The organism is Micromonospora sp. TSRI0369 (genome assembly GCF_001905625.1).
Lineage (GTDB): Bacteria > Actinomycetota > Actinomycetes > Mycobacteriales > Micromonosporaceae > Micromonospora > Micromonospora echinospora_A.
Map to the genome: position 1 here is coordinate 21,607 of NZ_LIVU01000013.1, position 13,185 is coordinate 34,791.

The window sequence follows — 13,185 nt, forward strand, 5'->3', positions numbered from 1 at the left end:
CGGGCTCAGACCTGCGTCAGCGTCGGCAGGTGCCGCTCGACCACCGGCAGCACGTCGGCGACGGTGATCGGCCGGCCCAGCTCGGCGGTGAGCGAGGTGACCCCGGCGTCGCGGATGCCGCAGGGCACGATCCGGTCGAAGAAGCCGAGGTCGCAGTCGCAGTTGACGGAGAAGCCGTGCAGCGTGACGCCACGGGCCACCCGGATGCCGATCGCGGCCACCTTGCGGGCCGGGCCCCTGTCGTCCTCCGGCACCCACACGCCGGAGCGCCCCTCGACCCGGCCGGCGGCCAGCCCGAACTCGGCGCACACGTCGATCAGCAACTGCTCGGTGCGGCGGACGTACGCGACCACGTCGACCGGGTCGGGCAGCCGGACGATCGGGTAACCGACGAGCTGCCCCGGACCGTGCCAGGTGATCTTCCCGCCGCGGTCCACGTCCACCACCGGGGTGCCGTCCATCGGCCGGTCCCACGGCTCGGTGCGCTTGCCGGCGGTGTAGACGCTGGGGTGCTCCAGCAGCAGCACCGTGTCGCCCTGCTCGCCGGCCACCACCGCCTCGTGCAGCCGGCGCTGCTCGTCCCAGGCGGCCTGGTAGTCGAGCAGGCCGGCACGGACGGCGGTCAGCCCGGAAGTCGTCACGCTCACCCGTCCAGCCTAGTCCCGCGCCCCGGGAACCGGACCCGTGAGCCTGGTCGCCATCGGGCCGAGGTGGCGGTCAGTCCGGCACCCGCCACAGCCAGACGTCCTCCACCCGCTCCGGCGGGCCGAGCAGCGCGGTGGCGGTGCGCCGCAGCGCATCCTCGTCGACGTCGTACTTCGCGCCGTGCACCCGGTCCGGCAGCACCACCGCCCGCACGCCCCAGTGGCGCAGGTCCGCCCGGGACTCGCGGATGCTGCCGTCGGTGATGATCGGCACCAGCCCGGTCCGGCCGGCCTGATCCATCAGCGAGTCGAAGGTGCGCGGCACCGGCCCGATCCGGCCCCGGCCCTCCGGCCCGCCCGGGCCGAGGAAGAACCCGGCCGGGATGCGGAACTCACCCTGCCGGTGGGCCAGCGCGTACGCCTGCCAGCGCTGCCCGTCCGGATACACGTCGACGGTCAGCGGCAGCGGCGTCAGCACCCCGTCCGGCGGGACGTAACGCTGCCAGGCGCCACTGGTGATGAACTGGGGAATCGGCTCGCGGACGCTGGTGAGCAGCGGCGTCGGCACCAGCGGCAGCAGCGCGGCGACGAACCCGAGCGCCCAGGCGAGCCCGCTCACCCGGCGCCGAGGCGGCCGGGCCCGCAGCGAGTCGATCGCGTACGCCAGCAGCAGGCCGATCACCGGCGCGACCACGAGCGCCAGCCGCGACGGCAACGCCGCGTTGATCACCGGCAGGTTGTCCAGCACCCCGAACGGCAGCGTCTGGTCGAAACGGCGGCCGTTCCACTTCACAGTCGGCCCCCACGACAGCACCGCGAAGACCACGGCGGTCACCCCGAGCGCCGCGAGGGTGGCCCGGAACGCCCGGTCCGCGCGCCACCACAGCAGCGCGAAGCAGGCCAGGGCGAGCAGGAGCAGGGGTACGCCGAAGAACGAGTTCTCCTCCGTCGGGTTGGGCGCCAGCGACGTGCCCCACCCGGCCCAGCCGGCGAGCGACCGGCGCGGGTACGACCCGTACGCGGCGATGTCCTCGGAGTGGATCAGCGGGTCGAAGCCGGTGCCGTGGAACCGCTGCGGCCCGAGGAAGTGCAGCCAGAGCGGGTACGCCAGCAGCGCCCCGGCGACCAGCGCGGTGACGCCCAGCCCGGCCGCCATCCGGGGCAGCGCGGCGCGTACCTCCGGCCACCGGGCCGGGTGCAGCGCCCAGACGGCGAGGAACACGCCGAGCGCCAGCGCGGTGAAGAACAGCCCTTCGGCGGCGATCGAGAACGCGGCCGCCACCAGCAGGCCGAGCACGATCCCGCCGGTGACCGCGCGGCCGGGGCGGCGCAGCCGGAACACGCCCCAGATCAGCAGCGGCACCAGCCAGCCGGCGGTCCAGTTCAGGTGCGCGTTGGCGTGCGACACCATCGCCGGGCAGAAGGCGATGAACAGCGCCCCCACGCCGGCGGCCAGCCGGCTGCGCACCAGGTACCGGCTCAGCAGCCAGTACCAGGCCACCGCCGTGGCGGCGAGGTTGAGCGTGAGGATCACCAGGAACGTCGCGGGCGGCCCGATCAGGTACGTCAGCGGCGCGAAGACCGCCGCGTACACGGTGATCGACGTGTTCACCGCGAGGTTCACCCCGTCCGGGACGTTGATCAGCGTGGTGTAGAGCGGGTTCTCCCCGTGGGTGAGCGCGTGCCCGCCGAACGCCAGCAGCCACTCGAACAACGCCTGGTCGCTGGAGTTGACGGTGATGGCGCGGCTGTTGGGGTCACGCCACATGCCGCTGGTGACCCAGAAGGCCAGGGCCAGCGCGGCGAGCGTCACCAGCAGGTCGGCCCGCCGGTCACGGACGCGGGTCGTCGACGGCCCGGTGGCCAGGAACGGGGAGGACGGCACGCAGCGGACGTTACCAACCTGACCTGGGCAGACCGCCCGGACACGAAACTCGCCCGCACACTTCGCCGGTCGTGAATGTGTGAGCGGCGGCCATTCCGGTGTGACGAAACACGGCCGTAACGTCGCGGCAACTCGGAAGTGACTCAGTTCACATTCCACGATCGGGAGGTCCCGTGCCCCGCTCCTCATCCCTCATCGCCCGCGTCGCCGGAGCGGCGGCCGGGGTCGTGCTGGCCGCGGCCACCGCGCTGGTCGCCGCCCTCCCCGCCCAGGCCGCCTCGCTCACCCAGGTCACCGGCTTCGGCTCCAACCCTGGCAACCTGACCATGTACGCGTACCGCCCGGACGGCCTGCCGGCCGGCGCGCCCGCCGTGGTGCTGCTGCACGGATGCGTGCAGAACGCCTCGACCTACGTCACCAACTCCGGCTGGCAGAAGTACGCCGACCAGTGGAAGTTCACGCTCATCGCGCCGCAGCAGCCCAGCGGCAACAACGCCAACTCCTGCTTCAACTGGTTCGAGACCGGTGACACCGCCCGCGGTCAGGGCGAGGCGCTGTCGATCAAGCAGATGGTCGACTACGCCAAGACCAACTACGGCACCGCCGCCGCCCGCGTGTACGTCAGCGGCCTCTCCGCCGGTGGCGCGATGAGCGCGGCCATGCTCGCCGCCTACCCCGACGTCTTCGCCGCCGGCTCGATCATCGCCGGCATTCCGTACCGCTGCGCCACCAGCACCGTCACCGCGTTCAGCTGCATGAACCCGGGCGTGGACAAGACCCCGGCGCAGTGGGGCGACCTGGCCCGCGGCGCGTACGCCGGCTACACCGGCAACCGGCCCCGGGTGGCGATCTGGCACGGCACCAGCGACACCACGGTGGCGACCGCGAACGCCGTCGAGTCGCGGGACCAGTGGACGAACGTGCTGGGCGTGTCCACCACCCCGACCAGCACCTCCACGCTGCCGTCCGGCACGAGCCTGGAGGTCTACGGCAACGACCAGGTCCGCCTCTACCGGGTCTCCGGCATGGGCCACGGCACCCCCGTCGACCCGGGTACGGGCGCGGACCAGTGCGGCACCGCCGGGGCGTACTTCCTGGACACCATCTGTTCGACGTACCGGGACGCGCTCTTCTTCGGCCTCGGTGGTGGCGGCGCCTCGCCGAGCCCGACCCCGACGGCGACCGCGTCGCCCACCCCCACCGCGTCGCCCTCGCCCACGCCCTCGCCGACGGCGGCGCCGGTCTGCGTCACCGCCAGCAACTACGCGCACGTGGTGGCCGGGCGGGCCTACCAGTCCGGCGGGTACGCCTACGCGCTGGGCAGCGGGCAGCGGATGGGCCTCTACAACACGTTCTACACGAGCACGCTCAAGCAGACCGGGCCCGCGTACTGGGTGATCGGCTGCTGAACCGCAACGCCGCGCCGCCCTCGCGGGCTCACTCCGTGAGGGCGGCGTGCAGCGCGCCCGGCAGGTCCGGATGCGTCCAGGGGAAGCCGGACTTGTCGAGCACGCCCGGCAGCACCCGGGTGCTGGTGAGCGCCTCCTGCGAGAAGCCGCCGAGCACCACCTTCAGCGCCACCGCCGGGATCGGCATGATCGCGGGGCGGTGCAGCTGACGGGCGAGTTCCCGGGTGAACTCGGCGTTGGTGACCGGCGCCGGGCCGACCACGTTGACCGGCCCCGCCACGTCGTCGCGGTCCAGCAGGAACTTCGCCGCGTTCAGCCAGTCCCGCATCGAGATCCACGGCAGCCACTGCCGCCCGTTGCCCAGCTTGCCGCCGACGCCGAGCCGGAACGGCAGGAGTTGCGGCTTGAGCAGGCCGCCGTCGCGGTGCAGCGGCAGCCCGGTACGCAGCCGCACCACCCGTACGCCCGCGTCCTCGGCCGGCCGGGTCGCGGCCTCCCACACCCGGCAGACGTCGGCGAGGAACCCCTCGCCGGCCGGCGCCTCCTCGGTGACCGCGCGGTCACCGGTGTTGCCGTACCAGCCGACAGCCGAGGAGTTCAGCAGCGCCGCGGGCCGGTCGGCGGCGGGCAGACCCGCGATCGTGATGGCGAGCGTGGTGGTGCTGTCCACCCGGCTGGTCCGGATCAGCTTGCGGTACTCGTCGGTCCAGCGCTTGTCGCCCACCCCGGCGCCGGCCAGGTTCACCACCGCGTCCGCTTCGGCGACGCACTGCGGGTCCAGTTGCGCGGCGGACGGGTTCCACTGGCGTTCGGCGGGTGTGCGTGGTGGGCGGCGGACCAGGCGGGTGACCTGGTGGCCGTCCGCGGTGAGGCAGTCGACCAGTCGGGTGCCGAGGAAGCCGGACACGCCGGCCATGAGGATCCGCATACTCACATCTTCGAGTACGGAGCGCGATTCGGATGCGTTGAGCGAAATCACTCACTCGCCACGTCCGCGCTCATTCTCTCAATGGATTGCGTTTTTTTCGAATAGCTATAGGCTTGCGTCATGAGCAGCGCCCTGCGTGAACGTACCGTCCTTCCTCCGGAAGACCCTGCTGAGCTGGCCAGATTCGTACAGGAGTTGCGGGGCGCGGGCGGTCGCGCGCGGGCGAGGCTCGTCGGGCCGGACGGGTCAGAGATCGACATCCCGGACGAGTTGTACGGCGTGCTGCGGGACGTGGTGACGGCGTTGTCCGAAGGCCTCGCGATCTCCATCGCGCCGCACAACACGATGTTGACGACCCAGGAGGCGGCAGACCTTCTCAACATCTCCAGGCCCACACTGGTCCGGTTGCTGTCCGAGGGGGAGATGCCGCACACGATGCGGGGCCGGCACCGGCGAGTCATGCTCCGGGACGTTCTCGACTACCAGGAGCGGACCCGGCAGGCGCGGCGGCGCACGCTCGACCAGATGACCGCCGACGCTGAGGAAGGCGGCCTGTACGACGCGACCGCCACCCCCCGCAGGACGAGATGAGCGTGGCCTGAGTGGCGTTCCCGGCCTTTCTCGACACCTGCGTCCTCTACCCGGCGCATCTCTGTGACACCCTGTTGCGTCTGGCCGAGGTCGCCGCCTACCGACCCCTCTGGTCCAGGGACATCCTGGTCGAGCTGCGACGCAACCTGATCGCACGTGGCATCGCGGAAGAGCGGGTCGACCGCCGGCTCAGCCAGATGTCCGGAGCGTTTCCGGACGCCATGGTCAGCGGATACGAGTCGCTGATCGACGGCATGTCCAACGACCCCAAGGACCGGCACGTGCTGGCTGCCGCCGTCCGGGCGAACGCGGAGGTGCTGGTCACGTTCAACGTCGGCGACTTTCCCGAGCCGTCACTCAAGCCCTTCGACATCGTGGCGGTACATCCGGACGACTTCCTGCTCGATCAGCTGGACCTCTACCCGGGGCAGACACTCGACGTCCTGCACCGGCAGGCGGCGGCCTACCGCAGGGAGCCGACGACCGTACCGGGTCTGCTCGTACTGCTGGGACGCACCGGCCTGCCCCGGTTCGCCGCGGAGGTCCGCCGACACCTCTAGGCGCCCTCCGCAGCGAGCCCCTGGCGGTCAGGCGCTGGCCGGTGCGGTACGCAGGTCGGCGAGCAGGCGCTCCACCTCCGCGAACGCGTCCTGCGGCAGCGGCCCGTACGCCAGCGCGCCGAGGTTCTCCTCGGCCTGCGCGACGGTCCGGCAGCCGGGGATGGGCAGGGTGTGCGGGCTGCGGGCGAGCAGCCAGCCCAGCGCGCCCTGGGCGAGGGTGCGGCCGTCGACGGTCAGCGCCTCGCGGACCCGGGCCACCCGCTGCGCCCACTCGGCGCGCGGTACGCCGCCGGTGAACCAGTCCAGCCACTCCGGGGCCAGGCCGCGCACGTCGTCGTCGCCCCGGGCGGCCGGCGCGTCCTGGTACTTCGCGGTGAGCAGGCCCATCGCCAGCGGCCCCCGGTTCAGGGCGGCCAGGTCGAACTCCGCGCAGACCGCGAGCATGGCCGCGTTGTCCCGCAGCACCGACTGGTCGTGCTGGATCGCCGCGCAGTGCGGTCCGGCCTCGGCGAAGGCGCGTGCCGAGGCGGGGTCGTCGGTGCTCCAGCCGTACGCCCGGATCTTGCCCTGGGCGACCAGGTCCTCCAGGGTGCCGACGAGGTCGAGTGCCTGCGGCACGGGCAGGCCGCCCAGGTGGAGCTGGTAGAGGTCGACGTGGTCGGTGCCCAGCCGACGCAGCGAACCCTCCAGGCTGCGCCGGGCGTAGTCCGCCGTGGCGTCCTCGCCCAGGGCCTGCCGTGTCGCCTCGTCGGTGGGGTAGCCGAACTTGGTGGCGATGACCGCGCGGTCCCGGCGGTCGGCCAGCGCGCGCCCGAGCACCCGCTCGCTGTGCCCCGCGCCGTAGTTGCTGGACGTGTCGAACAGCGTCGCGCCCAGGTCGAGGGCCCGGTGGATGGTGCGTACCGACTCGTCGTCGTCCACCTCGCCCCAGCCGAGCGGTTGGCTGCCGTCCCAGAGCGGACCGCCGATCGCCCAGCAGCCCATGCCGATCGCGCTGACCTCGATGCCGCTGCGACCCAGCCGTCGTGTCGTCGTCATGGGCACAGTGTTCACTTTCGAGCGGGCTCGAAGTCCAGCGCTTTTCCGGCCATCCGGGGCAGCAGCGGCGCGAGCGGCGCCACCGCGCCCGCGCGTACCGCGAAGTGGGTGACGCCCCAGCGGCGCTCGTGCCCGGCCACCGCCGCGACGATCTCGTCGGCGGTGCCGACCAGCGCGAACGGGGTGGCGAGCAGCTCGTCGACGGTGAGGTCGAGCTTCGCGGCGAGCGGCGCCGCGACCGCCTCCGCGTCGTCGGTGACCGCGACGTGCTGGACCAGCGCCTCCAGCACCGGCGGCGTTTCCCGGCTGGCGGCGCCGGCCGCGACGTGGGCGAGCTGCGCCTCGATCTGGTCGGTCCGCCACCTGACCTCGTGCCGGTGGCCGTCGGAGAGGGTACGCCCGAAGCCGGTCAGCCCCACCACGTCGGCGTGCGACCCGGCCCAGCGCAGCAGCGCCGAGTTCGCGGTGCCGACGGTGAGCGGGATCCGGTCCTGGACCGGTCGGGGCTCCTTGAGGTGGGCGGCGTACGCGGTCAGCTCCTCGGTGTCCACAGTGACCTCGTCGCCGGCCAGCAGCGCCCGTACCGCCTCGGCCACCGCGACGCAGCGGCGGACCCGGCCGGCGACGTCCGGGCGCTCGCGCCCGACGGCCCGCCACTCGGCCGGGGTGTGCCCGGCGCCGAGGCCGAGCCGGGCCCGCCCGCCGGAGACCACGTCCAGCGTGGCCACGTCGGCGGCGAGCAGGATCGGCTCCCGGACGGCGGCGTTGGAGACGTACGAGCCGAGGCCCAGTGTGCTGGTCACGGCTCCCGCGGCGGCCAGCGCGACGAACGGCGACGCGCAGTCGCCGGGGTGGTCGGCGGCGAACAGCGCGTCGAAACCGGCCGCCTCGACGGTGCGGGCCAGCTCGGTCCAGCTCGCCGCGTCGGTGGGATGGGCCTGTACGGAGAAGGTCGCCATCGCCTCAGCATCGGCGCGCGCCGCGTCGCCGGCCACCCCGCACCCGCCGATTCTGCCAACGGCCGAACCGTAAGGAAGGGCCCCTTCTTAACGTCTGAGGAGGTGAAAGGGCCCCTTCTTAACAAGACACCTCACGCCGCGTCGAGGCGGGCCAGGCCGGCGGGGAGCGCCGATCCGGCAGGTTCCACGGAAGCGGCGGGACGCTGGTTCACTCGCCTTCGTCGCGCCGGTCGTGCCAGCGGGCCCGCCAGGCCGCCTCGTGCGCCTCGTGGCTGGCGCGTTCCTCGAAGACCAGCTTCCGCAGGGCCCGCCGGCCCTCGTCGAAGACGATCACCTCGACGGCCACCATGCCGACGGTGATGGCGGTGAGTATGCCCAGCGCGGCCAGCCCGGGGACCCGCTCCGCGACCGGGATGGCCAGGCCGAGCAGCAACGCCGTCGCGACCCGGGTCCAGCTCAGCGTGCGCAGGGTACGCAGCTGGAACAGCATGTTGCCGCAGAGGTAGCAGATCACGCCGCCGAACAGCAGCGGCACGCCCGGACCGTGCGCCGGCTCGCTCGGTGGCACGTTCGGGTCGGCGATGTCGTGCACGATCGTCTCGGCGCCGAGCGCGAACAGGATGATGCCCGCGATCATCGGCAGGAACAGGTACGCGTACGCGTCCCGGGCCATCGCCACCCGGGGGCCGTCCTGCGCGACGTGCAACGCGATCCGGGCGGCCGGCCCGATCATGTCGTAGTGCGCCCACCAGAGCGCGGCGGTGAAGAAGATGCCGAGCACGGCGGCGGCCACGGCCGGCCAGGTGGGCGGCTGGCCGAGCAGATTGCTGCCGACGCCGACCGAGATCACCGATTCGCCCAGCGCGATGATCAGGATCAGGTCGTACCGCTCGGTCCAGTGTTCGGCGGACGCGACGCCCCAGCCCCAGGTGCCGGCGAGTATGCCGGTGCCGTACTGGAGCAGGATGACCACCGCCCACAGCACGTCCCGGAGCACCGCCGCGGAGAACAGGTCGTCGATCCTCGGCGGCAGCAGCGCGGCGACCAGCAGCAGCGCGGTGCTGCCGATCAGCTCCGGGGCGAACCGGAGGAGTTGCCGGCGCTCGTTCGGGCTGTCCCGGATGGCGTGCCGGTACAACAGCAGGTGGATCAACCGCAGGACGGTGTAGCTGAGCGCCGCGACCATCGGCCCGGCCGCGTTGCCGGTGGGGTCCCGGAACGCCTGCGGCAGGGACAGGGCGAACGTGAACAGCGCGGCCATGCCGATGGTCATGAGCACCGGGACGAAGCCTTCGCCGAGGCGTACCCGGGTGGCGACCACGCTGTGCACGACCCACGACCACCAGAGCACGGCGAGGACCAGCAGCGCGTGCAGCAGCGCCCCGCCGTTCACCTGCAGGGCGGTGGCCCGGGTGATGATGAAGAACGAGAAGACGAAGACCAGGTCGAAGAAGATCTCGAACCGGTCGACGCGGGCGCCGGGGGCCACCGGCACCGCCGGCCCCAGGCGTCCCCGCCAGCGGTACGAGCCCACCGGCCGAGTCTGTCAGCGCACGTCGGTCCGGGTGGCCGATTCGGTCAGCCCGGCCGGTGGCGCAGGCCGTCCATGAGCAGGTCGAGCAGGCGTCCGGCCTGGGCGCGCTGGTCCGGTTCGCCGGCCACCAGGGAGACCCCGCTGAGGCTGGCGAGCACGTCGGCGGCGGCCACGTCGGCGCGCAGGACACCGGCCGCCGCGCCGGCCGCGAGGAGTTCGCCGAGCGCGGCCAGCAGCCGGTCGCGGCTCTGCGTGTACGGGTTGGCGCCGGAGGCGATGACCAGCCGTAGCGCGTCGGCCATGCCCCGCTTGGTGGCGAGGTAGTCGACGAACCGGTCCATCCACGCCCGCAGCGCCACGTCGGCGGGCCGGGTAGCGAGCAGCGACGGCGCGGCGTCGCAGAGCTTCTCCAGCTCGTTGCGGTACGCCGCCTCGATGAGCGCTTCCCGGCTGGGGAAGTGGCGGTAGAGCGTGCCGATGCCGACGCCGGCCTCCTTGGCGACGCGATCGAGCGTTACCTCCGCGCCCGCCTGGGAAAACGCCTGCACCGCGGCGTCCAGCAGGCGCTGCCGGTTGCGCAGCGCGTCGGCGCGCAGCGGACGGTCGGGCACGGTTCCTCCTCGGCTCGACCGGGTCGCAGGCCCGGGTCGATGGTAACCGGAGTCCCCTCCGGTTATGCTGAGCAAGTAACGGAGGATCCTCCGCTTCTGATCGTAGCGGGCGGACATCGGTCCGCGTCGCCGTCGACAAGGATGGACCATGACAACCCCGACACCAGTCACGACCCCGTTCGACTCCGAGACCACCGCCCTGGAAGTGGTCCGCGACCTGGACCTGACCGGCCGGCGGGCCGTCGTCACCGGCGGCGCCTCCGGGATCGGCGTGGAGACCGCCCGCGCGCTCGCCTCCGCCGGAGCGGACCTCACCCTCGCGGTCCGTAACACCGAGGCCGGTCAGCGCGCCGCCGCCGACATCACCGCCGCCACCGGCAACGACGGGATCCTGGTCGCCCCGCTCGACCTGGACGATCTCGCGTCGGTGGCCGCGTTCGTCCGGAACTGGGACGGCCCGCTGCACATGCTCGTCAACAACGCCGGCATCATGGCCTCCCCGGAGATGCGCACCGAGCAGGGCTGGGAGATGCAGTTCGCGACCAACCACCTCGGGCACTTCGCGCTGGCCACCGGACTGCGCCCGGCGCTCGCCGCGGCCGGGGGCGCGCGTGTCGTCTCGGTCAGTTCGGGCGCCCACCTGCGCTCACCGGTGGTGTTCTCCGACATCCACTTCCGGCAGCGGCCGTACGACCCGTGGCTGGCGTACGGGCAGTCCAAGACCGCGAACGTGCTCTTCGCGGTCGAGGCGACCCGGCGCTGGGCCGACGACGGCATCTACACCAACGCGCTGATGCCCGGCGCGATCCGGACCAACCTGCAGCGCTACATCAGCGAGGAGGAACTGGCACGGATGCGCAGCGGCAACGCGGCCGCCTTCAAGACCCCCGAGCAGGGCGCGGCGACCTCGGTGCTGGTCGCCACCTCACCGCTGCTCGACGGCGTCGGCGGCCGGTACTTCGAGGACTGCCAGGAGGCCGGACCGAACCAGCCCGGCACGCGGACCGGCTGGGCCCCGTACGCCCGGGACCCGGAGGCCGCCGAGCAGCTCTGGACGGTCTCCGAGGAGCACCTGAAGGGCTGAGGCTGCAAACGACGAAGGGGGCGCGCGGCATGTCGCCGCGCGCCCCCTCGCCGTCTCGGATCTACAGACCCAGCTCGGCCTCGAAGTTGCCGGCCTCCAGCCGCTCCTTCACCGCGGTGAGGAAGCGGGCCGCGTCGGCGCCGTCGATCAGCCGGTGGTCGTACGACATGGCCAGGTAGACCATCGACCGGATCGCGACGACCTCGCCCAGCTCCGGGTCGTTCACCACGACCGGGCGCTTCACCACAGCGCCCGTACCGAGCATCGCCGACTGCGGCGACGGCACGATCGGGGTGTCGAACAGCGCGCCCCGGCTGCCGGTGTTGGTCACCGTGAAGGTCGCCCCGGCCATCTCGTCCGGGGTGATCTTGTTGGCCCGGGTGCGCTCGGCCAGGTCGGCGATCCGCTTGGCGATGCCGCCCATGTTCAGGTCACCGGCGTTGTGGATGACCGGCACGAGCAGCCCGCGCTCGGTGTCCACGGCGATACCCAGGTGCTCCGCGGCCGGGTAGGTGATCGTCCCGCCCTCCAGGTCCATGCTGGCCTGGACGATCGGGTACGTCTGGAGCGCCTCGATCGCCGCAAGCGCGAAGAACGGCAGGAACGACAGCTTCACGCCGTGCTTGGCCTGGAACGACTCCTTCGCCCGCGCCCGCAGCTTGGCGACCCGGGTGACGTCCACCTCGACCACTGTGGTCAGCTGGGCCGTCTCGTGCAGCGACTGCTGCATCCGCTTGGCGATGGTGGCCCGGATACGCGGCAGCTTCTCGGTCGTACCCCGCTTGGCGCTCGGCTGCGGCTTGGCGGCCGGCTGGGCCGGCGCCTCCGCCTTGGCGGCCGGAGCGGCGGCCGGCGCGGGCTTGGCGGCCTTCGCCTTCTCGGCCGCTTCCAGCACGTCCTGCTTGCGGATGCGGCCACCCACACCGGTGCCCTTGACCGAGCTTAGGTCCACGCCGTGCTCGGCGGCGAGCTTGCGCACCAGCGGCGTCACGTACCCGGCGGAGTCCTCGCCGAACTCGGCCGGAACGCTCGGGCGCTGCGCGGCGGCCGGAGCGGACGGCTGCGCCGCCGCCTCGGCCTTGGCCGGCTGCGCGGCCTGCTCCGCCTCGGCGGCCGGCTCGTTGTAGGCCGCGCCCGGCGTGGGCTCCTCGACCTTCGGCTCCGGCTTGGGCTCGGGCTTCGCCTCGGCCTTGGGCTCCGGCTTGGGCTCGGGCTTCGGCTCCGCCTTCGCGGGCGCGGCGCCGGCCACCCCGACGATCGCCAGCACGGCGCCGACGTCGGCGGTCTCGTCCTCGGCGACCTTGATCTCCTGCAGCGTGCCGGCGACCGGCGACGGGATCTCGGTGTCGACCTTGTCGGTGGAGACCTCCAGCAGCGGCTCGTCCACCTCGACGGTCTCGCCGACCTGCTTGAGCCAGCGGGTGACAGTGCCCTCGGTGACGCTCTCGCCCAGGGCCGGCATGGTCACCGGCGTACCCTCGCCCGACGACGCGGCGGGCTGGGCCGGCTCCTCGACGGCCGGCTGCTCGGCCTCGGCGCCCGGCTCGGCGGCGGCCTCCTCGGCCTGCTCCGGCTCGGGGCCGGTGCCCTCGGCGGCGGCCGTCGGCTCGGTGGCCGGCTCGGCCTCCTCGGTGGGAGCCGCGCCCGCGTCCTCGCCTTCGCCGGCGATGACCGCCAGCTCGCTGCCGACCTCGGCGGTCTCGTCCTCGCCGACCACGATCCGGCTCAGCACGCCCGCCGCGGGGGACGGGATCTCGGTGTCGACCTTGTCGGTCGACACCTCGAGCAGGGGCTCGTCGACCTCGACGGTGTCACCCTCCTGCTTGAGCCAGCGCGTGACGGTGCCCTCGGTGACGCTCTCGCCGAGCCGGGGCATGGTGACCGATACCGGCATGTTCTCCAGACTCCTTCATTCCCTGGTGGGATTCTCGCCCGTCGCCGG

At 72.9% G+C, this 13,185-nt stretch carries 12 protein-coding genes; 4 read left to right on the forward strand and 8 right to left on the reverse strand.

What is annotated here, in order from left to right:
- Window positions 1-5: 5 nt before the first annotated feature.
- Together lipB and AMK25_RS28495 are read right to left on the reverse strand one after the other, a co-directional pair.
- Window positions 6-647 (reverse strand): lipoyl(octanoyl) transferase LipB, encoded by a 642-nt coding sequence (gene lipB / locus AMK25_RS28490; RefSeq protein ID WP_043329324.1) that lies wholly within the window; start codon window positions 645-647, stop codon window positions 6-8.
- Window positions 648-717: 70 nt separating this feature from the next.
- Window positions 718-2,529, reverse strand: coding sequence for a DUF2079 domain-containing protein (locus AMK25_RS28495; protein ID WP_073831459.1), 1,812 nt, complete (start codon window positions 2,527-2,529; stop codon window positions 718-720).
- Between the two features lie 173 nt (window positions 2,530-2,702).
- On the opposite strand from AMK25_RS28495, the gene AMK25_RS28500 reads away from it, so the two are divergent.
- Window positions 2,703-3,938: an extracellular catalytic domain type 1 short-chain-length polyhydroxyalkanoate depolymerase gene (locus AMK25_RS28500; protein WP_073831460.1), complete on the forward strand. Its 1,236-nt coding sequence runs from the start codon at window positions 2,703-2,705 to the stop codon at window positions 3,936-3,938.
- A 28-nt stretch (window positions 3,939-3,966) separates the two neighbouring features.
- Here the strand turns inward: AMK25_RS28500 and AMK25_RS28505 are convergent, their stop codons facing one another.
- Window positions 3,967-4,866 (reverse strand): TIGR01777 family oxidoreductase, encoded by a 900-nt coding sequence (locus AMK25_RS28505; RefSeq protein WP_073831461.1) that lies wholly within the window; start codon window positions 4,864-4,866, stop codon window positions 3,967-3,969.
- A gap of 120 nt (window positions 4,867-4,986) precedes the next feature.
- On the opposite strand from AMK25_RS28505, the gene AMK25_RS28510 reads away from it, so the two are divergent.
- Window positions 4,987-5,457, forward strand: coding sequence for a helix-turn-helix domain-containing protein (locus tag AMK25_RS28510; RefSeq protein WP_073831462.1), 471 nt, complete (start codon window positions 4,987-4,989; stop codon window positions 5,455-5,457).
- An 11-nt stretch (window positions 5,458-5,468) separates the two neighbouring features.
- Window positions 5,469-6,017 (forward strand): PIN domain-containing protein, encoded by a 549-nt coding sequence (locus tag AMK25_RS28515; protein ID WP_073831463.1) that lies wholly within the window; start codon window positions 5,469-5,471, stop codon window positions 6,015-6,017.
- Between the two features lie 27 nt (window positions 6,018-6,044).
- On the opposite strand, the gene AMK25_RS28520 is transcribed toward AMK25_RS28515, so the two are convergent.
- The 4 genes from AMK25_RS28520 to AMK25_RS28535 form a co-directional block, all read right to left on the reverse strand.
- Window positions 6,045-7,055 (reverse strand): aldo/keto reductase, encoded by a 1,011-nt coding sequence (locus tag AMK25_RS28520; RefSeq protein WP_073831464.1) that lies wholly within the window; start codon window positions 7,053-7,055, stop codon window positions 6,045-6,047.
- 11 nt (window positions 7,056-7,066) lie between these two features.
- Complete coding sequence (locus AMK25_RS28525) at window positions 7,067-8,014, reverse strand: LLM class flavin-dependent oxidoreductase (RefSeq protein WP_073831545.1); 948 nt, start codon at window positions 8,012-8,014, stop codon at window positions 7,067-7,069.
- A gap of 208 nt (window positions 8,015-8,222) precedes the next feature.
- Window positions 8,223-9,548, reverse strand: coding sequence for a low temperature requirement protein A (locus tag AMK25_RS28530; RefSeq protein ID WP_073831465.1), 1,326 nt, complete (start codon window positions 9,546-9,548; stop codon window positions 8,223-8,225).
- Window positions 9,549-9,592: 44 nt separating this feature from the next.
- Window positions 9,593-10,159: a TetR/AcrR family transcriptional regulator gene (locus tag AMK25_RS28535; protein WP_073831466.1), complete on the reverse strand. Its 567-nt coding sequence runs from the start codon at window positions 10,157-10,159 to the stop codon at window positions 9,593-9,595.
- A gap of 148 nt (window positions 10,160-10,307) precedes the next feature.
- Here AMK25_RS28535 and AMK25_RS28540 point away from each other — a divergent pair, with 148 nt between their 5' ends.
- A complete protein-coding gene (locus tag AMK25_RS28540) occupies window positions 10,308-11,243 on the forward strand; it encodes an SDR family NAD(P)-dependent oxidoreductase (protein WP_073831467.1) in 936 nt (311 codons plus the stop codon).
- 61 nt (window positions 11,244-11,304) lie between these two features.
- Here AMK25_RS28540 and sucB read toward each other — a convergent pair whose 3' ends face one another.
- Window positions 11,305-13,137 (reverse strand): 2-oxoglutarate dehydrogenase, E2 component, dihydrolipoamide succinyltransferase, encoded by a 1,833-nt coding sequence (sucB, locus tag AMK25_RS28545; RefSeq protein ID WP_073831468.1) that lies wholly within the window; start codon window positions 13,135-13,137, stop codon window positions 11,305-11,307.
- Between the last annotated feature and the right edge of the window lie 48 nt (window positions 13,138-13,185).

Excerpts from the sequence above, each read along its gene's own strand:
- AMK25_RS28505 (WP_073831461.1), bottom strand. The coding sequence starts at position 4,866 with ATGCGGATCCTCATGGCCGGCGTGTCCGGCTTCCTCGGCACCCGACTG.
- AMK25_RS28510 (WP_073831462.1), top strand. The coding sequence starts at position 4,987 with ATGAGCAGCGCCCTGCGTGAACGTACCGTCCTTCCTCCGGAAGACCCT.
- AMK25_RS28520 (WP_073831464.1), bottom strand. The coding sequence starts at position 7,055 with ATGACGACGACACGACGGCTGGGTCGCAGCGGCATCGAGGTCAGCGCG.
- AMK25_RS28525 (WP_073831545.1), bottom strand. The coding sequence starts at position 8,014 with ATGGCGACCTTCTCCGTACAGGCCCATCCCACCGACGCGGCGAGCTGG.
- AMK25_RS28540 (WP_073831467.1), top strand. The coding sequence starts at position 10,308 with ATGACAACCCCGACACCAGTCACGACCCCGTTCGACTCCGAGACCACC.
- sucB (WP_073831468.1), bottom strand. The coding sequence starts at position 13,137 with ATGCCGGTATCGGTCACCATGCCCCGGCTCGGCGAGAGCGTCACCGAG.